Source organism: Tianweitania sp., from assembly GCF_032053605.1.
Lineage (GTDB): Bacteria > Pseudomonadota > Alphaproteobacteria > Rhizobiales > Rhizobiaceae > Tianweitania.
Window position 1 is genome coordinate 1 of record NZ_DAMBUH010000063.1, and the last position, 19,794, is coordinate 19,794.

20 protein-coding genes are annotated in these 19,794 nt (G+C 62.3%); 12 read left to right on the plus strand and 8 right to left on the minus strand.

Features of this window, described 5'->3' with window-relative positions:
• The 3 genes from RTX98_RS13880 to RTX98_RS13890 all read right to left on the minus strand — a co-directional run.
• Positions 1–2,925: hypothetical protein (locus RTX98_RS13880; protein ID WP_312797300.1), on the minus strand; the 2,925-nt coding region annotated here is incomplete at its 3' end.
• Between the two features lie 96 nt (positions 2,926–3,021).
• Positions 3,022–4,779, minus strand: coding sequence for an arginine--tRNA ligase (argS, locus tag RTX98_RS13885; RefSeq protein ID WP_312797302.1), 1,758 nt, complete (start codon positions 4,777–4,779; stop codon positions 3,022–3,024).
• Positions 4,780–4,842: 63 nt separating this feature from the next.
• Complete coding sequence (locus RTX98_RS13890) at positions 4,843–6,057, minus strand: deoxyguanosinetriphosphate triphosphohydrolase (protein WP_312797303.1); 1,215 nt, start codon at positions 6,055–6,057, stop codon at positions 4,843–4,845.
• A 97-nt stretch (positions 6,058–6,154) separates the two neighbouring features.
• Here RTX98_RS13890 and erpA point away from each other — a divergent pair, with 97 nt between their 5' ends.
• The 3 genes from erpA to RTX98_RS13905 all read left to right on the plus strand — a co-directional run bounded on the left by erpA (position 6,155) and on the right by RTX98_RS13905 (position 8,065).
• Positions 6,155–6,505, plus strand: coding sequence for an iron-sulfur cluster insertion protein ErpA (gene erpA / locus RTX98_RS13895; protein ID WP_189503250.1), 351 nt, complete (start codon positions 6,155–6,157; stop codon positions 6,503–6,505).
• A 12-nt stretch (positions 6,506–6,517) separates the two neighbouring features.
• Complete coding sequence (gene xth / locus RTX98_RS13900; RefSeq protein ID WP_312797304.1) at positions 6,518–7,315, plus strand: exodeoxyribonuclease III; 798 nt, start codon at positions 6,518–6,520, stop codon at positions 7,313–7,315.
• 198 nt (positions 7,316–7,513) lie between these two features.
• Entirely contained in the window at positions 7,514–8,065 is a 552-nt protein-coding gene (locus RTX98_RS13905) for an alpha/beta hydrolase (RefSeq protein ID WP_312797305.1), read from the plus strand.
• A gap of 12 nt (positions 8,066–8,077) precedes the next feature.
• Here RTX98_RS13905 and RTX98_RS13910 read toward each other — a convergent pair whose 3' ends face one another.
• Positions 8,078–8,851: an HpcH/HpaI aldolase family protein gene (locus tag RTX98_RS13910; protein WP_312797306.1), complete on the minus strand. Its 774-nt coding sequence runs from the start codon at positions 8,849–8,851 to the stop codon at positions 8,078–8,080.
• Positions 8,852–8,866: 15 nt separating this feature from the next.
• Positions 8,867–9,184: a DUF1476 domain-containing protein gene (locus RTX98_RS13915; RefSeq protein WP_312797307.1), complete on the minus strand. Its 318-nt coding sequence runs from the start codon at positions 9,182–9,184 to the stop codon at positions 8,867–8,869.
• A 231-nt stretch (positions 9,185–9,415) separates the two neighbouring features.
• Between RTX98_RS13915 and purC the strand changes: the two genes are divergently transcribed.
• The 4 genes from purC to RTX98_RS13935 all read left to right on the plus strand — a co-directional run bounded on the left by purC (position 9,416) and on the right by RTX98_RS13935 (position 11,714).
• Positions 9,416–10,213 carry a phosphoribosylaminoimidazolesuccinocarboxamide synthase gene (gene purC, locus RTX98_RS13920; RefSeq protein WP_189502337.1) on the plus strand — a complete coding sequence of 266 codons (798 nt, stop codon included), beginning with the start codon at positions 9,416–9,418 and terminating at the stop codon, positions 10,211–10,213.
• 30 nt (positions 10,214–10,243) lie between these two features.
• Entirely contained in the window at positions 10,244–10,486 is a 243-nt protein-coding gene (purS, locus tag RTX98_RS13925; RefSeq protein WP_312797313.1) for a phosphoribosylformylglycinamidine synthase subunit PurS, read from the plus strand.
• A gap of 45 nt (positions 10,487–10,531) precedes the next feature.
• Entirely contained in the window at positions 10,532–11,203 is a 672-nt protein-coding gene (gene purQ / locus RTX98_RS13930; protein WP_312797314.1) for a phosphoribosylformylglycinamidine synthase subunit PurQ, read from the plus strand.
• Between the two features lie 85 nt (positions 11,204–11,288).
• Complete coding sequence (locus tag RTX98_RS13935) at positions 11,289–11,714, plus strand: hypothetical protein (RefSeq protein WP_312797316.1); 426 nt, start codon at positions 11,289–11,291, stop codon at positions 11,712–11,714.
• A gap of 10 nt (positions 11,715–11,724) precedes the next feature.
• Here the strand turns inward: RTX98_RS13935 and RTX98_RS13940 are convergent, their stop codons facing one another.
• Positions 11,725–11,934, minus strand: coding sequence for a DUF1127 domain-containing protein (locus RTX98_RS13940; protein ID WP_312797317.1), 210 nt, complete (start codon positions 11,932–11,934; stop codon positions 11,725–11,727).
• An 83-nt stretch (positions 11,935–12,017) separates the two neighbouring features.
• On the opposite strand from RTX98_RS13940, the gene RTX98_RS13945 reads away from it, so the two are divergent.
• The 5 genes from RTX98_RS13945 (at position 12,018) to RTX98_RS13965 (ending at position 17,936) form a co-directional block, all read left to right on the plus strand.
• Positions 12,018–13,433: a PLP-dependent aminotransferase family protein gene (locus RTX98_RS13945; RefSeq protein ID WP_312797319.1), complete on the plus strand. Its 1,416-nt coding sequence runs from the start codon at positions 12,018–12,020 to the stop codon at positions 13,431–13,433.
• 123 nt (positions 13,434–13,556) lie between these two features.
• Positions 13,557–15,779, plus strand: a complete 2,223-nt coding sequence (gene purL, locus RTX98_RS13950) for a phosphoribosylformylglycinamidine synthase subunit PurL (RefSeq protein ID WP_312797320.1) — start codon at positions 13,557–13,559, stop codon at positions 15,777–15,779.
• Between the two features lie 11 nt (positions 15,780–15,790).
• The gene (locus tag RTX98_RS13955) at positions 15,791–16,024 is read left to right on the plus strand and encodes a BolA family protein (protein WP_189502348.1); all 234 of its coding nucleotides are present in this window, start codon (positions 15,791–15,793) and stop codon (positions 16,022–16,024) included.
• A gap of 114 nt (positions 16,025–16,138) precedes the next feature.
• Positions 16,139–16,471 carry a Grx4 family monothiol glutaredoxin gene (gene grxD / locus RTX98_RS13960; RefSeq protein WP_312797324.1) on the plus strand — a complete coding sequence of 111 codons (333 nt, stop codon included), beginning with the start codon at positions 16,139–16,141 and terminating at the stop codon, positions 16,469–16,471.
• 190 nt (positions 16,472–16,661) lie between these two features.
• Positions 16,662–17,936, plus strand: a complete 1,275-nt coding sequence (locus tag RTX98_RS13965) for a multidrug effflux MFS transporter (RefSeq protein WP_312797326.1) — start codon at positions 16,662–16,664, stop codon at positions 17,934–17,936.
• Positions 17,937–17,942: 6 nt separating this feature from the next.
• Here the strand turns inward: RTX98_RS13965 and ttcA are convergent, their stop codons facing one another.
• The gene (gene ttcA / locus RTX98_RS13970) at positions 17,943–18,812 is read right to left on the minus strand and encodes a tRNA 2-thiocytidine(32) synthetase TtcA (protein WP_312797328.1); all 870 of its coding nucleotides are present in this window, start codon (positions 18,810–18,812) and stop codon (positions 17,943–17,945) included.
• Between the two features lie 110 nt (positions 18,813–18,922).
• Positions 18,923–19,540, minus strand: coding sequence for a 30S ribosomal protein S4 (gene rpsD, locus RTX98_RS13975; RefSeq protein ID WP_312797330.1), 618 nt, complete (start codon positions 19,538–19,540; stop codon positions 18,923–18,925).
• Between the last annotated feature and the right edge of the window lie 254 nt (positions 19,541–19,794).

The window sequence follows — 19,794 nt, forward strand, 5'->3', positions numbered from 1 at the left end:
CGGCGCGGGCGCTGCGGCGTCTTCCTCACGCGGCGCAAGCGAGCCATCGGGGCGAACCACCATGGTGCGGACGCGGCGCGGCGCGACCGCCACCATCTCTTCCGGGACCTGCTGATTGCCCGCCGTATCCGGCGTCAAACGATCTTCGGCCTTGCCTGCAGTGCCGACGGCTTCTTCATCGACATCACCGACATCGGCACCTTCGGGATCTGTGCCTTCGGGATCAAGAGCGGACAGGCTCGCAATCGAGTCTTCGTCGGCCTCCTGCGCGGCCAGATCCACCGGCGCGGCGTCTTCGGAGATCAGGCGTTCCTGCGTCGGCGCGCCGAGCGGCTGGCCGGAACCGACGCGATCATAAACGACGTTGTCCTGGTTCGGCACGGTTGTACCACCCGGGTTTTCCGGACGCACCTTCATCGGATCGGCATCAGCCCGCACCAGCGTGGGCTCGCCGCCACTGCCCACCGATCCGCCCGGCATGGCCAGAATGGCGACGCCGCCGATCAGGACGATCGCTGCAACAGCGCCGGCCATCAACATGCCGCGACGGCCAAGAATGCCCTGACGGGGCTGGGATCGAGCTGACTGCTGGTAATAGTTGTCGTCGTCTTCCGGCTCATACATGCCCGCGCGCGACAGATCGGACTCATAGCGCCCGGCCGATGCACCAGCTGCCGCCCCTGCGGCCGCCGCACCCATGGAGAAGTCGAGATGCTCGTCCCAGTTCTGCGAGCTGGCTTGGCGCTGCGCTTCCGGCTCTTCGCGCCTTGCCTGACCGGCCGGCTCTGCGTTCAGCGAATGGAAGGCGGACTCGAACTGTGAATCGAAATCATCGAAGCCGTTGGCACGCGGCGCGGGCTCGCGGCCGTAATCGACTTCCGGCAGATCAAGTTCGTCGGAATGCGCCAGGCGCTGATCCACGAAGTCGACCGTTTCGATATCCGGCACATCCGCGCGCATGCTCGGCGCATTGACCATCGGCCGTGCCTGCGAGGCGTAGCCGTAGCTGGCCGAGGCATGCTGGCGATAGCCGGTATTACGATCATCGTCCCGGCCATACGGATCGGCGGCCAGTTCATCGGCGAGAGCGGCGTCGAAAGCCCGTTCATCAAAAGGCTGCATGGCTTCGGGTTCCATATCGAGTTGGGCAGGCTCTTCCACGGGATCAGGAACCGCGGTCGAGACAGTGTTGGTGTAGGCGGGGGCCGAGGGCGCACGGTCGGTGCCGGCGCGTGTCTCGGTGTTCAAGGAAGAAGCGGCAGCGGCTGAAACTGCTGCAGCGGCAGACATCGCAGCCACGCTGGTACCAGCAGGTGCCTGCGACTGCGCGGTTTCGGCTTCCATAGCGGCCTCGATGTCGCGCTCAACTGCGTCGTCATCCAGAAGCTCGGCCATCTCGAAGTCGCCGAGATCGGGCTCAGCCGTGGTGTCCTGGCTTCGTGCTTCCGGCTCAGCGTTGAACGCGGCGTAAGACACGGGAGCAGCGGTGGCAGCAGCAGCAGATGCCGTTTCAACCTCGGAAAAGTCGAGATGCCACAAGGCATCGTCATTTTCCGCATCGGCCACCTGAGCAACCGTAGCTTGGTTGCCTTGCGCCTCATCCTGCGCATCGGCTTCGGCAAAATCGATGCCTTCGAGCCAGCTGTCATCTTCAGGTGCCGAAGCGGCCTGCGCGTCCTGTTGGCTGTCCATCTCGCCGCCAAGCAGATCAAACAACTCGCGCTCGAACGCTTCGTCATGCGCCGGCGTGGCTTGCTGCTCTTGCTCGGCCTCAGCCTCGACAAGCGCCCACTGCTCGGACTGCGGCGCTTCATGCTGAGCATGGTCTAGCGCACCGTCCCGATCGCTCTGCGACAGCACCTGCGGCTCATCGAGCGCCACGGAACCCTCGTCCAGCCAGCCTTCTTCAGCCGTGAAAACATCGCGCTCAGGCGATGAATTCGACTGGGCATCATCCCAGCCGTTCAAGTCGAAGTCACCAAGCGGATCCGACTCCGATTGCGCCTCGACCACATCAGCCTTGTGGTCAGCGACCAACGCGGGCTGCGTTTCAACAGCTGACGGCTCTTTCTCGAACGAAGCAACGTCATTCGATCCGGTCGCATCGGCCTCGCGGGCGAGTTCCTCCGCAAGTTGCAGATCGAGCGAATCAAACGCCTCGAGCTCAGCCGGCTCATCAGCGACCGGCTCGACCTTTTGGAAATCCTCAACGGCTTCAAGCTGCGGCTCGGCGACAGACACCGCCTCAGGCTCGCTCTCTACGGCTTTGCTTTCGATCGACTCAGCCTGGCTGTGCTGCGCCGCCTGCTGGTCGCGGTCATCCTGCCAGGCCTGAAGAGCTGCATAAGCCGCTTCAATCTCGTCATCCTCTTCCGCAGCCGCCTGCGACGGTGCCGACGCTTCAACAGCCTCAACAGGCTGAGGCTCGGATGCTTGATGAAGCACGTCGCTGGTGGAGATCGTCTCGTCTTCGTCGAAGCTCAGCTCAAAATCCGCAAACGGATCGGCATCCGGCTCGGCCGCACTCTGTTCCGGCTCCGCGACAAAGGCGTCCGCGGCCTGTCGGAAATCAACTGTCTCGTCGTCAGCCTGATAGGCCTGGATCGCCGCTGCGGAGGCATGATCCTGCAGATCGTCGACCGGCACTTCAGCAGGCGAAACGGCTTCCGGCTGCACAAACACCGGCTCTTGGCGCGGTGCTTCAACAGCGCGCTGCATAGCCGATGCCGGCTCATTGTCCTGGTCGCTGTGGAACTCGCCCAGCAGTTCGCGCTCGAGATCCAGGCCGAAGTCCGGCTCAACCGGCTGCTGCGGCTGGTGCACCTTCACCCGCGGATCGAACCCCATGATACGGGTCAGTTCCGCAAACGGATCGTCCTCCGCGATCGGCGCGGCGGAAGCACGGTTGGATGAAGTGTCTGCCATGATCTTTCCCGTACTTGAACTCGGTCGGACGCCGGCGACGTCGCACGACGGGCTGGGCCCGTACCAAGCTTTTGTGGGAAAAAGGTGGCAGCTAGATCAGCGTAGCTCCTCCGGGGCATCCGCCCCGACGATCGCCAATCCCGACGTCAGAACATCCGACACCGCCTGCACCAGTCCCAGCCTGGCAAGAGTCAATGTAGGATTGTTAACCCTTACAAATCGTAAATCCGGATTGTCCGTTCCGCGATTCCAGTGCGCATGGAAGCTGCTGGCGAGATCGTAAAGGTAGAACGCCACCCGATGCGGCTCGAGCGCAACCGCCGCACTCTCGATCATGCGCGGATATTCAGCCAGCTTCCGGATCAGCGAGATTTCGCCGGCATCGGTCAGCAGCGCGGTGTCCTTGGCCAGCGTCGCGCGATCCGGCCGCTCCAGCCCCATCTGCTCCTTGGCCTGACGGAACACCGAATAACAGCGTGCCGAAGCATATTGCACGTAGAAAACCGGATTGTCCTTGGACTGCTCGGTGACCTTGGCGAAATCGAAATCGAGCGGCTCGCCGTTTTTGCGATAAAGCATCATGAAGCGGATCGCGTCGCGACCGACTTCATCCACCACGTCGCGCAGCGTGATGAACTCGCCCGAACGCTTCGACATCTTCACGGGCTCACCAGCGCGCAAGAGCCGAACGAGCTGGCACAGCAGCACGGTCAGCTCGACCTTGCCGTCGGTCACAGCCCGCGCCAGCGCTTCCAGCCGCTTCACATAGCCGCCGTGGTCGGCACCCAGGATGTAGACCAACTGATCGAAGCCGCGGACATACTTGTCCTTGAGATAAGCGACGTCGGCAGCGAAATAGGTGTAGGCGCCGTCCGACTTCACCAGCGGCCGGTCGATATCGTCCCCCACTTCGGTGGAGCGAAACAGCGTCTGCTCGCGATCTTCCCAGTCTTCCGGCTTCTGGCCCTTGGGCGGCGGCAGCTTGCCCTTGTAGACGTGTCCCTTGAGCGTCAGGTCGCTGATCGCCGAGCGGATCTGCTTGGCATTGTCGGCATGCAGCGTGCGCTCCGAAAAGAACACGTCGTGATGCACGTTGAGGGCGGCCAGATCCTCACGGATCATGTCCATCATTGCGTCGATCGTCTTGTCCGCAATCAGCGCGATCGCTTCGTCTTCCGGCTTGTCGAGAAGCTCGCGGCCATAGGTGTCGGCCAACATCTTGCCCACCGGCACGAGGTAATCGCCGGGATAAAGACCAGCCGGGATCTCTCCGATCGTCTCGCCCAGCGCTTCGCGGTAACGCAGGAAGGCCGACTGCGAGAGCACGCCGATCTGCGCGCCGGCATCGTTGATGTAATATTCCTTGGTCACCTCGCTGCCGGCAAAGGCCAGCAGGTTGGACAAGGCGTCACCCACAACAGCGCCGCGGCAATGGCCGACATGCATCGGGCCCGTCGGGTTGGCCGAAACATATTCGACATTGATCTTGCGGCCCGCGCCGATAGTGGACCGGCCGTAATCCGTCCCAGCAGCCAGCATGTCCGCCAGCCGCGCCTGCCAGAAGCCGTCACCAAGGCGAATGTTCACGAATCCCGGCCCGGCAACGGAAGCTTCCGACACATCTGCGTCCTTGGCGAGTTCTGCCGCAAAGCGCTCGCCGAGCACGCGCGGGTTCTCGCCAACGGCCTTCGACAGCACCATCGCCGCGTTGGTCGCAAGATCGCCGTGGCTGGCATCTCGCGGCAACTCGACGGCCACGCGCGCGGTATCGACCGGCTCGCCGTCCGTGGTTCGGAGGTCAAGAGCCTGCACGATCTTGATCACGCGCGCGCTGAATTCGGCGAAAATGTTCATAATCAAACTCGGGAACGAAAGGAGAAGACGCGAACGCTTGGCCCGCAATTTGTTGGCCGCGACCTAGCTCAGAACGGGCGTGCGGTCAAACAACCGCCGGTGTTCCTTGACCGCATAAGTGTCCGTCATGCCCGCCAGGAAGTCCGCGACGTGCCGCGCCTTCACGGCATCAGCCGCCCGATCCAGCCCTTCCCGCCAGCCTTCCGGCATCGCGCGGGGGTCGGCCATATAGGCGTCGAACAGGTCGAAAAGGATGCTGTCGGCAGAGGCGCGCACCTCCATGACCGATGGATGACGATAGAGATTGGCATAAAGAAAGCGCTTCAACTCCCGCTCGCCTGCCGCGATGTCATCCGAAAAGCGGATCACCGTCTGCCCGGCCGAATGGATGTCTTCCACGCTCTGCGGCTGCAACGCGGCAAGCTTGGTCTTGGCCGTGACGATCACGTCCTCGACCATCAGCGTGATCTGCCGCCGCATCAGCTCGTGCGCGATCCGCACCGGGTCGAGCTTGGGATATTTCATCCGCACGGCGCGCAGAATGCCGGCCGTCAGCGGCACGTCTTCCAGCATATCGAGCGTCAACAGGCCCGAGCGCAGACCGTCATCGATATCATGCGTGTTGTAGGCGATATCGTCCGCAATCGCCGCCGCCTGCGCTTCCGGTCCGGCGAAGCGGTCAAGCTCGAGATCATGCAACTCGGAATACGCGCTGATCGCCTGCGGCACCGGTTTGCCTGGCGGCGCGCTGTCGGCATGAACCAGCGGACCATTATGCTTCACCAGCCCTTCCAGCGTTTCCCAGCTGAGGTTGAGCCCGTCGAACTCGGCATAGCGCCGTTCCAACTTGGTCACGATCCGCAGCGATTGCGCATTGTGTTCGAAGCCGCCGAAGGGCTGCATCTTCAGGTTCAGCGCGTCTTCGCCTGTGTGTCCAAACGGCGTGTGGCCGAAGTCGTGCACCAGCGCCACGGCTTCCGCCAGATCCTCGTCCAGCTGCAAGGCCCGCGCCAAGGCCCGCGCGATCTGCGCCACTTCGATCGTATGCGTCAGCCGCGTGCGATAATGATCGCCTTCATGCGCAACAAAGACCTGCGTCTTGTGCTTGAGGCGACGAAACGCAGTGGAATGGATGATTCGGTCGCGATCACGCTGAAACGGCGTGCGCGTCAGGCTTTCCGGCTCGTCCACGAAGCGGCCGCGCGTTTTTGCGGGGTCCGTCGCGTAAACGGCGCGCGGGCGGTAGCCGAAGCCGATATCGGACGCAGTCAGTGCCACACGCTTCCCTTTGCCGTTGCCGGCTCTTGCCCGGACCCGTTGACGAGACCTTCCGCGGCTCATACCTACTAGAAGAATGCCAGCGCAAGGTGACACCATGGGCACGGATGCCAAAACTCTGATGAAGGGCGTCGAACTGACCGAGGCAGCGGCGCGCCGGATCAACAAGATCATCGCCAAGGAAGCCGACAAGGAAGCGCTGCGCGTTTCCGTGGAAGGCGGCGGCTGTTCCGGCTTTTCCTACAAGTTCGACCTGGTCGGTGGCCGCAATACCGACGACACGGCAATCGAAAAAGACGGCGCCACCGTTCTGATCGACGAAATGTCGCTGATCTATATGGGCGGATCGGTGATCGACTTCGTTGACGACCTGATCGGCCAGTCCTTCCAGATCCGCAATCCCAACGCCGTCGCGTCCTGCGGCTGCGGCACCAGCTTCTCCGTTTAATCAGAGCCTGCCTTGAAAATCGCGACCTGGAACATCAACGGCGTCAAGGCGCGGATCGACAACCTCCTGCACTGGCTGCGCGAAAGCGATCCGGACATCGTCTGTTTGCAGGAAATCAAGAGCGTCGACGAGGCCTTCCCGCGCCTTGAGATCGAAGCGCTCGGCTATCATGTCGAGACTCATGGCCAAAAGGGCTTCAACGGCGTCGCCATTCTATCCAAGCTGCGCTTTGATGAGGTGAACCGCCGTTTGCCTGGCGATGACAGCGACGAACAGGCCCGTTTCATCGAAGGCGTGTTTTCCACCTCGCGCGGTGCTCTGCGCGTCGTTTCGCTTTACCTGCCCAACGGCAATCCGGTCGGCACTGAGAAATTTTCCTACAAGATCGCCTGGATGAAGCGCTTCGAACAGTGGGCGCAAGAGCGCTTGGCGCTCGAAGAACCCCTGATCCTCGGCGGCGATTACAACGTCATTCCGATGCCCTCAGACGTGCGCTATCCCGACAACTGGCTGGACGACGCGTTGTTTCAGCCGGAAAGCCGCGCCTCCTTCCGCCGCCTATCGAACATGGGCTTCATCGATGCCTATCGCGAAGTAGATGACAGCAGCGGCGCCTATTCCTTCTGGGATTATCAGGCCGGCGCCTGGCAGAAGAACAACGGCATCCGCATCGACTTCCTGATGATGTCGCCGGAAGCATCCGACCGCTTGAGATCAGCAGATATCGAGAAGCATGTGCGCGGCTGGGAGAAGCCGTCCGATCACGTCCCGGTGGTTGCTCATATTGATCTGCTGCCGGTGGTTCTCTGAACCTTCGGACAAAAAATTCATCGATGGGGAACTCTTTCCCGCATCGCTCGTTACTAGTCTGACAGATCAATGCATCTGACTTCCAGTCAAGAGCGAGCCGCGTTCCCCTGCCCGGCTCGCTCTTTTTCTTTGCCCCATGAGCCGGCATCCAACGTCACGACCTTGTGAGCGCAAGGCCGCGTGGCTACATCAGGCGCCATGAAAGTCAAAGACGTCGATATCCTCATCGTTCCCGGCTACACCAATTCCGGACCCGACCACTGGCAGACCCGCTGGGAAAGCCGCCTTTCCACCGCGCGCCGTGTCGAGCAAGCGGAGTGGTCGAAGCCGGTGCGCGAAGACTGGGTCGCCAATGTCGCGAAAGCCGTGAACGAGGCCGAGCGTCCCGTCGTGTTCGTGGCGCATTCCCTCGGCATCCCTAGCGTCGTTCACGCCATCCCGCAGTTCAAGAACCGCGTCGCAGGTGCCTTCTTCGTCGCTCCGCCCGATGTCACGAACCCGCAGATCCGCCCCAAGCACCTGATGACGTTCGGTCCCTATCCGCGCGATCCGCTGCCGTTCCCATCCATTACGATCGCCAGCCGCAACGATCCGTTCACGAGCTATGAGGTGGCGGAGGATACGGCGGCGGCCTGGGGTTCGATGTTCATCGATGCCGGCGGTGCCGGACACATCAATGCCGAGTCCGGCCACGGTCCGTGGCCGGAAGGCTCCATGACCTTTGCCAACTTTCTGACGAGCCTGACCTGACGAGTAGCGCGATCAGCCCTGTAGCGAGGTTTTGATCGCGTTCATCGTCGCCGTCGCACCAAAGCGCATCAACGACCCTTCCGTGCCGCAGGCCATCAATCGATAGCCCATCGCGCGGTAGCGCCCGCACAGGCCGGGATCGACCACGAAGATCGATGCCAGCTTACCGGCATCCCCAGCACGTTGCGCGATGTCGGCGATGGCCGCCATCATGTCGTCCAGTGCGGGATCAACCGTCGCCCCATTCGTCCAGGCGATCGAAAAGTCGGATGGGCCGACAAGAATGGCATCGATGCCGTCTACGGCGAGAATGCTGTCCAGCACATCGAGCGCCCGGCGCGTTTCGATCATGGCGATCGCCAGCGTGTCGGCATTGCTGTTTTCCAGCCAGACCTGCGGATCGCTCGGCCTGCCGCTGCGCCCTGCGGCAAATGTCGGATCCCAGGATCGCTCGCCAAGCGGCGGATATTTCATCGCCGCGGCAAAGGCTCGCGCATCCGCAACCGAATTGATCATCGGCGCGATCACCGCCTCGGCGCCGAAATCAAGCGCGCGGCTTGCCATGTCGAACCGGCCGACGGGAATGCGGACCAGCGCGTGTTTTTGCTGGCCCAGGATCATCGGCAGCGAGCGCAGCACGCTCGCTTCGTCATGGCCGCCATGCTGCATGTCGAGCGTAACGGCATCGAAAGGCTGGGACGCCAACAGTTCCACCGTCAAGGCATCGGGGATCCCCGACCAGGCGGAAATCAGCGTTTCGGACTGGAGGCGGTCGCGCAGTGTCATGCGATCGCCCCGCCGTCAGGCGCTGAGTTGATCGACGGCAGTTCCGAGCAGCTCCACCATCTTCTGGCGGATCTGCTGATCGGTCTGCGCGACATTGCCGGCATCGAAGTCGGCGCGGACCTTGCGGAACACATCTTCGTCACCGGCTTCCTCGAAGTCGGCCGCCACGACGGAACGAGCATACTCGTCCGCTTCCTCGCCGGCCTTACCCAGCTCTCCGGCGGCCCATAGACCAAGCAGCTTGTTGCGGCGTGACATGGCCTTGAAGCGCATTTCCTCGGCATGGGCGAACTTGCGTTCGAATCCGTCCTGACGATCTTTCAAAGAGGCCACTTTGCTTCTCCCGGTCTCTAATCAGTTGATGCTGTGGATATGGGCTCTTCCCAGCCAAATCAAGGAGCCGTCCATATCGAAAGAATGGGTAGAACGCATGGCCTTGAGCAATTGGCGATTGAGCCGCGATGGGCTTTGCGATAGGACCCGGGTTGACATTCCGGCAAACGCCCGACAGCCAAGGACCCGTCCTGACCTGCGATGGGCCCTCCAGACTCCGAGAAAGCTGCAATGAACAACCGACGCCGCCGCATTTATGAAGGCAAGGCCAAGATCCTTTATGAAGGACCCGAGCCGGGCACTCTGGTTCAGTTCTTCAAGGATGACGCGACCGCGTTCAATGCCAAGAAGCATGAAGTGATCGACGGCAAGGGTGTGCTCAACAACCGCATCTCCGAGCACATCTTCACGCATCTGAACCGCATCGGCATTCCGACCCACTTCATCCGCCGCCTCAACATGCGTGAGCAGCTGATCAAGGAAGTCGAGATCATCCCGCTCGAGATCGTGGTGCGCAATATCGCCGCCGGCTCGCTGGCCAAGCGCCTCGGCCTTGAGGAAGGCACGGTTCTGCCGCGCTCGATCATCGAATTTTATTACAAGAACGATGCGCTCGATGATCCGATGGTCTCGGAAGAGCACGTCACGGCCTTCGGCTGGGCGGCTCCGCAGGAGATCGACGACATCATGGCGCTCGCCATCCGCGTCAACGATTTCCTGTCGGGCCTGTTCCTCGGCGTCGGCATCCAGCTCGTCGACTTCAAGATGGAATGCGGCCGCCTGTTCGAAGGCGACATGATGCGCATCGTGGTGGCCGACGAGATCTCGCCGGATTCGTGCCGTTTGTGGGACGTCAACACCAACGACAAGATGGACAAGGACCGTTTCCGCCGCGACATGGGCGGGCTGGTTGAAGCCTATCAGGAAGTCGCGCGCCGTCTCGGCATCATGAACGAAAACGAGCCGCCTCGCCCATCCGGCCCCGTGCTGGTCGCCGGCAAGGACACCAGCCGCGGCAAACCTCACTGATTTGGCCGCACTGATTTTGGAGCAGGAACTGTGATCAAGGCACGCGTGACAGTCACGCTGAAGAACGGCGTCCTCGACCCGCAGGGCAAGGCCATCGAGGGTGCGCTCGGCACCCTCGGCTTTTTCGGCGTCGCCGGCGTCCGCCAGGGCAAGGTCTTCGACGTGGAAATCGACGGCACGGACACCACCAAGGCCGAAGCCGACATCAAGGCCATGTGCGAGCGCCTTCTGGCAAACACGGTCATCGAGAACTATTCTATAGACTTGAGCTGACGCGCCCCTCCGGTCGGCCGAAGCACCACGCAGGTTGCGAACACCATGAAATCAGCAGTCGTTCTCGTTCCAGGTCTCAACCGCGACCGCGACATGATCGCGGCGCTGACCAAGGTGTCCGGCCAAGCGCCGGCAACCCTATGGCAGACCGAAACCACCCTGCCCGAAGGTCTCGACCTCATCGTCATCCCCGGCGGCTTTTCCTTCGGCGATTATCTGCGCTGCGGTGCGATCGCCGCGCGCATGCCGGTGATGCGGGCCGTGGCCGATGCCGCAAAGCGCGGCGTAACCGTTCTCGGCGTCTGCAACGGCTTCCAGATCCTGGTTGAAGCCGGCATGCTGCCCGGCGCCCTGATGCGCAACACGTCGCTCAAATTCGTGTGCCGCGAAGTCAAGCTGCAGGTCGCAAACGCCAACACCGCCTTCACGCGGCAGTACGCCCCCAACCAGATCATCCGCTGCCCCGTCGCCCATCACGACGGCAACTACTTCGCCGAGCCGGAAGTTTTGTCCCGCTTGGAAGGCGAAGGTCAGGTCGTGTTCCGGTATGCCGAAGGCACCAACCCCAACGGCTCGATCAACGACATCGCCGGCATCATGAATGCTGAGGGCAACGTGCTCGGCCTCATGCCGCATCCCGAAAACCTCATCGAAGCCGCTCATGGCGGCGATGATGGTCGCGGCATCTTCGAAAGCGTGCTGGCCAAGGCCGCTTAAGCCGTTCGCGAACGAGTCGTTCATTCATGGTGGGATAGAGAAACCGACCTTCCCGCCCACGATGCGCTTTCCGCTGGGGATTTCCATGCTGCGACCGTTCCGCCTCCTGCCTTTCCTCGGCCTCGCACTCGCGATCGGCTTTACCGGCTGCCAGTCTCAGGCGCCGCAGCCGAAGCGTCCGCAGCCGGCGGCGAGCAACAAGAGTGCCGCGCTGCGCAACATGGAACAGGTCGCGAAAGCCGCGCATCGCTGCTGGTTTGCGTCGAAAGACCCCGCCTTCCGCAACTACAGCTTCGCCAACGAGCTGAACAATTTCTCCGGCCGCCCGCGCTTCCTGCTTGTGCCTGAGAACAATTACGGTGGCCGTCCGCTCCTCGTGGTTCAGGCGGAAGGCGCGGCCGGCCGGCTCGATACCTTCGGCCCGCTCCTGGATCAGCCGCTGGGCAAACGCATCAATGGCGACATCGCCCGCTGGAGCACCGGCGACCAATCCTGCGGATCGGCCGCTTGAGCGAACAAGCCTAGTCCCACAGCGGGCGATAGGCCTCCTCATGCGCCTCACCGCGCGACAGGCCGATATCTTTCAGCTGCTCGTCGGTGAGCTCCAGCAGATCCCGTCGGCTGCGCTGACGCTCCAGCCTGATGTCAATGGCGTTCAACACCCGCATCATCACCTCGCCGAAAGACTGGGACCGAACGCGTTCGATGAAAATTGCATTGATTGTGCGCATCTGCCTGCACCTTCATAGGGACAATTTGACAGGGATTGTCTTGGATTGACTCTTGAACCAAGACAATCCAGTTTATTGTCACCATGACAAAATACACGCCGCAGCTTCCCGCCGGACGCGCGCCGCTCTACACGCGCCTCGCCGATCAGCTTGAACTCGACATCAACGAAGGTCGCCTTGAGGCAGGAGCCAAGCTGCCACCACAGCGCGACCTCGCTTACGAACTTGGCGCAACCGTCGGCACAATTGGTCGCGCCTATGCGCTGGTTCGCGAACGCGGCCTTGTCAGCGGCGAGGTTGGCCGCGGCACCTATGTGCTCGCCCGCAACACGCCGCACGAGAAGAACCTGCCCCATATCGGCATCGCCTTCGAAGGCACGCGGCATCAGGAGCCGTCGGACACGATCCTGCGCTTCGACAGCACCGCCGCTCCCGACGTCGGGCAAAGCGAGCCAATTGGTACAATTCTGGCAGAGATCGTGCGCGATCACCCCGCCGAACTTGCCAGCTACACCCGCACCTTCCCGACCCGCTGGCTCGAAGCCGGCGCGCTCTGGCTGTCGCGTGCTGGCTATGAGGTCAATCCCGAGCATGTCGTGCCGACGCTCGGCGCCCATCCCGCCGTACTGTCCGTTATCGCTTCGGTCACTGCGCCCGGCGACCACATCGTCTATGAACACGCCACCTATTCGCAGATCGCCCGCAGCGCCGGTTTGATCGGCCGCCGCCCCTGTCTTGTCGCCTCAGACGAAAACGGCGTCATTCCGCAAGACTTCGAACGCCTCTGCGCCCAGCGCCACCCGAAGCTGGCTTTCCTGATGCCGACGGCGCAGAACCCGACGGTGCGCATCATGCCCGCCGAGCGGCGCCTTGAGATCGCCGAGATCGCGCGCGCCCACAATGTCTGGCTGGTGGAAGACGACATCTATGGCGCGCTGTCGAACGACACCGCTCCGCTGCTCACCTCCTTTGCGCCGGAGCGCACCTTCCTTGTCGGCGGCCTGTCGAAATCCGTTGCTGCCGGCATCCGCGGCGGCTGGCTTGCCTGTCCGCCCCAATATGCCCCGCGCATTCGCGTCGCGCACAAGATGCTGACCGGCGGCATGCCCTTTCTGCTGGCCGAACTTTGCGCTCGGCTGATCCTGTCCGGCACGGCAGCCGAACTGCGCAAGCGCGTCCTCGGCGAAGTCAATGCGCGGCTCGACATGGCGAAAACCATCCTGGATGGCCTCGAGTTTTCCAGCGCGCCCAACATCCCATTTCTGTGGTTGGCCCTGCCCGAACCCTGGCTATCCAGCACCTTCAAGAACGCGGCCGCCGAGCGCGGCGTGCAGATCGATGATGAAGACGAGTTCAAGCCCGCGCGCACCGAGCAGGTCTTCCACCGCGTGCGTCTCGGCATTTCCTCGGTTGCCACGCGCGAGGATGTGCAGCGCGGCTTGCAGACCATTCGCAGCCTGATCGACGAAGGCCCGGCCGGCTACGACACATTCGGCTGACAAAGGCGTGCAAACGCGGTGACATGCCGGCTTTTTGTGGCCTCGCCTGTTCAATCCCGGCGCAGTCTGGGCTAAGGACACACGCATCCCTTTCCTTGCCGTCGCACAAGGCCCCGCTCCCCCATGATTTCCAATGAATTGGCCATCTCTCCCGATCTCGTTGCCTCGCATGGTTTGAAGCCGGACGAGTACCAGCGCATTCTCGACCTGATCGGGCGCGAGCCGAGCTTCACCGAACTCGGCATCTTCTCGGCCATGTGGAACGAGCACTGCTCCTATAAATCCTCCAAGAAGTGGCTGCGCACCCTGCCGACCACGGGGCCGCAAGTCATTCAGGGTCCCGGTGAAAATGCCGGCGTGGTGGATATTGGCGATGGCGACGTCGTGGTCTTCAAGATGGAGAGCCACAACCACCCCTCCTATATCGAGCCCTATCAGGGTGCGGCGACTGGCGTTGGTGGCATCTTGCGCGATGTCTTCACCATGGGCGCGCGGCCGATTGCGGCCATGAACGCGCTGCGCTTCGGCGCGCCGGATCACCCGAAGACCAGACACCTCGTGTCCGGCGTCGTTGCCGGCGTCGGTGGTTATGGCAACGCGTTCGGCGTGCCAACGGTCGGCGGCGAGGTCAATTTCGACGCGCGCTACAACGGCAACTGCCTGGTCAACGCCTTTGCGGCCGGCCTCGCCAAGTCGGACGGCATCTTCCTGTCAGAAGCCAAGGGCGTCGGCCTGCCGGTTGTTTATCTCGGTGCCAAGACCGGCCGTGACGGGGTGGGCGGCGCCACCATGGCCTCGGCCGAGTTCGACGAGAAGATCGAGGAAAAGCGCCCCACCGTTCAGGTCGGCGATCCCTTCACCGAAAAGTGCCTGCTGGAAGCCTGCCTCGAGCTGATGGCATCCGGCGCCGTCATCGCGATCCAGGACATGGGTGCGGCCGGCCTCACCTGCTCGGCCGTCGAGATGGGCGCCAAGGGCGATCTTGGCATCGAACTCGATCTCGACAAGGTGCCGGTGCGCGAAACCGCGATGACCGCCTATGAGATGATGCTGTCGGAAAGCCAGGAGCGCATGCTCATGGTGCTGAAGCCCGAAAAGGAGGCCGAAGCCGAAGCCATCTTCGTGAAGTGGAGTCTGGACTTCGCCATTGTCGGCAAGACCACGGACGATCTACGCTTCCGCGTGTTGCATCAGGGCGTCGAAGTCGCCAACCTCCCGATCAAGGATCTCGGCGATCAGGCGCCGGAATATGACCGGCCGCATGTCGAGCCGAACAAGCCGGCACCGCTCGCCGCCGACGATATTCCGCAGGCCGACATCGCCGACGCCCTGCTGAAGCTTCTGAACTCGCACGACCTGTCGTCGCGCCGCTGGGTTTATGAGCAGTATGACACGCTGATCCAGGGCAATTCGCTGCAGCGCCCCGGCGGCGATGCTGGCGTTGTGCGCGTGGAAGGCCATGCCTCCAAGGCGCTCGCCTTCTCGTCCGATGTGACCCCGCGCTACTGCGAGGCCGACCCGTTCGAAGGCGGCAAGCAGGCGGTGGCCGAATGCTGGCGCAATATTACAGCAACCGGTGCCAAGCCATTGGCTTCGACCGATAATCTCAACTTTGGCAATCCCGAAAAGCCGGAAATCATGGGCCAACTGGTAGCGGCGGTGAAAGGCATCGGTGAAGCATGCCGCGCGCTCGACTTCCCGATCGTGTCCGGCAACGTCTCGCTCTACAACGAGACCAACGGCCAAGCGATCCTGCCGACCCCGACCATCGGCGGCGTCGGTCTTCTGAACGATTGGGACCGCATGGCCCGCGTTGCCTTCTCCGGCGAAAACCAGCCGATCCTGCTGGTCGGCGCGCCGCAGCAATGGGGCACCCATCTCGGCCAATCCGTTTATTTCCGCGATATTCACGGCCGCAACGACGGCCCGCCGCCACCTGTCGATCTCGATGCTGAGCTCAAGGTCGGCACTTTCGTGCGCGGCTTGATTGAGCGCGGTGTTGCCAAGTCCGTGCATGATCTGTCGGATGGCGGGCTTGCCGTCGGCCTTGCCGAAATGGCAATGGCATCGGGCATCGGCGCCACCGTCCCGGGGCTGGCCGACATCGATCCGATCCCCGTTTTCTTCGGCGAGGATCAGAACCGCTACCTCGTGGCACTCGACCTCGATCCGCAAGGCAGCGAGTTCGAGGCGATCCTGCGTGAAGCCGAAGCTGCCGGCATCTTCGCGCCGTGGATCGGCACCACGGGCGGCACGGATCTCAAGCTGGGCCAGGCGCGCGCGATTTCGGTTGCCGACTTGGCAAACGCGCACGAATCCTGGTTCCCTGCATTCATGGAAGGCTGAGGACGACAATCATGGCAATGGACTCACGCGACATCGAAGCCCTGATCCGTCAAGGCATTCCGGACGCCAAGGTCACCATCCGCGATCTCGCGGGTGATGGCGATCATTATGCCGCGGAGGTCGTTTCGGAGAGCTTCCGAGGCAAGAGCCGCGTCCAGCAGCACCAGATGGTTTACAAGGCTCTGCAGGGGAACATGGGCGGCGTTCTGCACGCGCTCGCCCTGCAGACCAGCGTTCCCGAATAGCGCCCATGCACGCTGCGTCACCTCCGCCAATTGCGGAAGGCGGCCGCCTGCAATAGATAGACGATATTGCTAATGTCACCGGGCCTTGAACCCGGCAGCCAGAGGATCAGCCAGATGACCGCAATCAGCCAATTCATCGAAAATGAAGTCAAGAGCAACGACGTCGTGTTGTTCATGAAGGGCACGCCGGGCTTCCCGCAGTGCGGCTTCTCCGGTCAGGTCGTGCAGATCCTCGATTACCTCGGCGTCGACTACAAGGGCGTCAACATCCTGACCTCGGACGAGCTTCGCCAGGGCATCAAGGACTATTCGCAGTGGCCGACCATCCCGCAGCTCTACGTCAAGGGCGAGTTCGTGGGCGGTTGCGACATCATCCGCGAAATGTTCCAGGCGGGCGAGTTGAAGGATTTCTTCGGCGAAAAGGGCATTGCCGCGCGCGCTGCTTAATTTCGCCGAACTGCTGCTTCATAGCCTGAACACGTTGGGTGGCCGCTTTCGGCCACCTTGCTTTTTATAGATATCGCTTCTTCGCGTCACACATTTCGAGGACGCGCTCGTTACCACATTGATCCACATGCTTGCGGGGCGCTTTGCCACTCCGCCAGGCCTGTGGCTTTTTTTGTTGAATGGATTGGCTATGAACCAGCAGCTCGGGCCGTCACCCACCGTGGCAAGTGATGGCAAACGGCAGATCGGACGCACTGAATTCATCGCACTTTGCGCTGCGATCATGTCGCTCAACGCGCTCGCCATCGACATCATGCTGCCCGGCCTGCAGGAAATCGGCTCCAGCCTCGGCGTCGCCAGCGAGAATCACCGCCAGTTCGTGATTACCGCCTATCTCCTCGGCATGGCCTTCGCGCAGCTGGTGTTCGGCCCGCTTTCCGATCGCTTCGGCCGTCGAGTGCCATTGTTGATCGGCGTTGCCACCTATGTGCTTGCGGCGGTAGGCGCAGCGTTCTCACCAAACTTCGAGACGCTTCTGATCCTGCGCGCCGTCCAGGGCGTCGGTGCCGCCTCCACCCGGGTCATCGCCGTGTCGATCGTGCGCGACGTATTCGGCGGCCGCGCCATGGCGGAAGTCCTGTCGCTGATCTTCATGGTCTTCATGGTGATCCCGGTGATCGCACCGTCGATCGGCCAGGCCATCATGCTGTTTGCCGAATGGCACCTGATCTTCGGCTTCATGGCAGCGTTGGGCTTCGTGTTCCTGATCTGGATCTTCGCTCGTTTGCCGGAAACCCTGCGGCCTGAAGACACCCGTCAGCTGCGTCTTTCAGTTCTGGCCGAAGGCTTTCGCATCGTGGTCACCAACCGCATCTCGCTCTGGTACATGCTGGCCTCGACCTTCGTGTTCGGCGCACTGTTCGGCTTCATCAACTCCGCACAGCAGATCTATGTCGGCATCTATGAACTTGGCGCCTGGTTCCCGATCCTGTTTGCGGCCGTGGCGGCGATGATGTCGCTGTCGTCCTTCACCAACTCGCGCCTCGTCGGCCGTTTCGGCATGCGCCGTCTCTCACACGGAGCGCTGTGCGGCTTCCTGGCCGTCGCCGTCGTGTGGTTCGCCGTCTCGCTCGCGGGCCCGATGCCGTTGTGGCTGTTCGTGCTGTTCTTTGCCGCCTGCATGTTCCAGTTCGGCCTGCTCGGCTCCAACTTCGGCGCGCTCGCCATGGAGCCGCTCGGCCACGTCGCCGGCATGGCCTCGTCCATTCAGGGCTTCGTGACGACGCTCGGCGGCGCGCTGCTCGGCGCCTTTATCGGCCAGTCCTTCAACGGCACGGTGCAGCCGCTGATCGCCGGCTTCGCAGTTCTCGGCTTCGTGTCGCTGATTCTGGTTCTGATCGCAGAAAAGGGAAAGCTGTTCCAAGCCGGAACGAAGCACTTCGATCCGGCAGCCGGCGGGCACTAAGCCCGGTCAGTCAGCCTGAGGCTTCGGCATCAGGCTGCTGAAATCGAACAGGTCGCGGTCGAGCAGATGGCTTGGCCGCGTATTCGACAAAGCCCGGATCATCGTGTCCTTGCGGCCCGGCATCCGCGCTTCGATGTCACTCAGCATCGCCTTCATGGAATTGCGCTGCAGCCCTTCCTGACTGCCGCACAGGTCGCAAGGAATGATCGGAAACGCCATCGCATCAGCGAGCTTCGTAAGATCGCTTTCGGCGCAATAAGACAGCGGCCGCAGCACCAGCACGTCGCCTTCGTCGTTCAACAGCTTCGGCGGCATCGCAGCCAGCCGTCCGCCATGGAACAGGTTGAGGAAGAAGGTCTCGAGGATGTCCTCGCGGTGATGCCCCAGCACCAGCGCCTGACAGCCCTCTTCCCGCGCCACGCGATACAGATGGCCGCGGCGCAGGCGTGAGCAGAGCGAGCAATAGGTGCTCGTTTCTGGCAGCTTGTCCGTCACCACCGAGTAAGTGTCCTGATACTCGATCCGGTGCGCGATGCCATGCTTGGTGAGATAATCCGGCAGGATATGCTTGGGAAAGTTCGGCTGGCCCTGATCGAGATTGCAGGCGATCAGCTCCACCGGCAGCAGCCCGCGCCCCTTCAGGTCGAGCAGCAGCGCCATCAGCCCATACGAATCCTTGCCGCCGGACAACGCCACCAGCCAGCGCTGGCCGGGCGTGACCATGGCGAAGTCTTCGATTGCCTGGCGAACATTGCGCAGCAAGCGCTTGCGAAGCTTGTTGAATCCGACCGAGCCCGGCACCTCCCGGAACATCGGATGGCAGGCGTCGGCGAGTTCGTCCGACGGGTCGGGCTGTATGGGCGCGTGAATGTTCATGGCGGCGTCCTATAGCACGGCCGAAGGATTTTGCAGCAACCTGCCTGCGAATAGCAAAAAGGCCGCGCATGAAGCACGGCCTTTCCAATTCGAACACCCGAAGGCGTTGATTAGCGCGAGTAGAACTCGACCACCAGGTTCGGTTCCATCTGCACGGCGAACGGAACGTCCGACAGGCCAGGAGCGCGCTGGTAGGTGGCGACCATCTTGTTGTGGTCGACGACGATGTAGTCCGGCACGTCGCGCTCAGCGAGCTGAACGGCTTCCAGAACCGTCACGAGCTGCTTCGACTTCTCGCGCACTTCGATCACGTCGCCGGCCTTGCAGCGGTAGGACGAAATGTTGACGCGGATGCCGTTGACGTTGACGTGGCCGTGGTTGACGAACTGACGAGCAGCGAAGATCGTCGGAACGAACTTGGCGCGGTACACGATCGCGTCCAGACGCGACTCGAGCAGGCCGATCAGGTTCTCGGACGTATCGCCCTTGCGGCGGTTTGCTTCCTCGTAGGTCTTGCGGAACTGCTTTTCGGAGATGTCACCATAGTGACCCTTCAGCTTCTGCTTGGCGCGCAGCTGCAGGCCGAAGTCGGAAATCTTGCCCTTGCGGCGCTGGCCGTGCTGGCCGGGGCCGTATTCACGCTTGTTGACCGGGGACTTCGGGCGGCCCCAGATGTTTTCGCCAAGGCGACGGTCGATCTTGTACTTGGCGGATTCGCGCTTGCTCATCGCATTTCCTCAACATGTTACGAACCCATGCTCATGCACAGGTTCAAGGAAACGCGCCCTCCTCTGATTGCCTTGCGGCCATCTGACAGGACAAGCCACGCAGTGCGATGGCGATGTCCACGGGACACGTTAAATGAAACACCGGGCGTGTTCGGCCCGGTGCTGGTGGTGGCATTAGACGGCTCAGCCTGAGAAGTCAACTTGGCGGTTGCGCATCGAACGTGGATCGCGCCTCGCGCAACTCGCCCCGGTTC

Bases quoted from the DNA above. Each gene is read 5' to 3' on its own strand.
- argS (WP_312797302.1), bottom strand. From the start codon at position 4,779: ATGAACATTTTCGCCGAATTCAGCGCGCGCGTGATCAAGATCGTGCAG.
- erpA (WP_189503250.1), top strand. From the start codon at position 6,155: ATGGGCACGGATGCCAAAACTCTGATGAAGGGCGTCGAACTGACCGAG.
- RTX98_RS13905 (WP_312797305.1), top strand. From the start codon at position 7,514: ATGAAAGTCAAAGACGTCGATATCCTCATCGTTCCCGGCTACACCAAT.
- RTX98_RS13910 (WP_312797306.1), bottom strand. From the start codon at position 8,851: ATGACACTGCGCGACCGCCTCCAGTCCGAAACGCTGATTTCCGCCTGG.
- purC (WP_189502337.1), top strand. From the start codon at position 9,416: ATGAACAACCGACGCCGCCGCATTTATGAAGGCAAGGCCAAGATCCTT.
- purQ (WP_312797314.1), top strand. From the start codon at position 10,532: ATGAAATCAGCAGTCGTTCTCGTTCCAGGTCTCAACCGCGACCGCGAC.
- RTX98_RS13935 (WP_312797316.1), top strand. From the start codon at position 11,289: ATGCTGCGACCGTTCCGCCTCCTGCCTTTCCTCGGCCTCGCACTCGCG.
- RTX98_RS13940 (WP_312797317.1), bottom strand. From the start codon at position 11,934: ATGCGCACAATCAATGCAATTTTCATCGAACGCGTTCGGTCCCAGTCT.
- RTX98_RS13945 (WP_312797319.1), top strand. From the start codon at position 12,018: ATGACAAAATACACGCCGCAGCTTCCCGCCGGACGCGCGCCGCTCTAC.
- purL (WP_312797320.1), top strand. From the start codon at position 13,557: ATGATTTCCAATGAATTGGCCATCTCTCCCGATCTCGTTGCCTCGCAT.
- RTX98_RS13955 (WP_189502348.1), top strand. From the start codon at position 15,791: ATGGCAATGGACTCACGCGACATCGAAGCCCTGATCCGTCAAGGCATT.
- grxD (WP_312797324.1), top strand. From the start codon at position 16,139: ATGACCGCAATCAGCCAATTCATCGAAAATGAAGTCAAGAGCAACGAC.
- RTX98_RS13965 (WP_312797326.1), top strand. From the start codon at position 16,662: ATGAACCAGCAGCTCGGGCCGTCACCCACCGTGGCAAGTGATGGCAAA.
- ttcA (WP_312797328.1), bottom strand. From the start codon at position 18,812: ATGAACATTCACGCGCCCATACAGCCCGACCCGTCGGACGAACTCGCC.
- rpsD (WP_312797330.1), bottom strand. From the start codon at position 19,540: ATGAGCAAGCGCGAATCCGCCAAGTACAAGATCGACCGTCGCCTTGGC.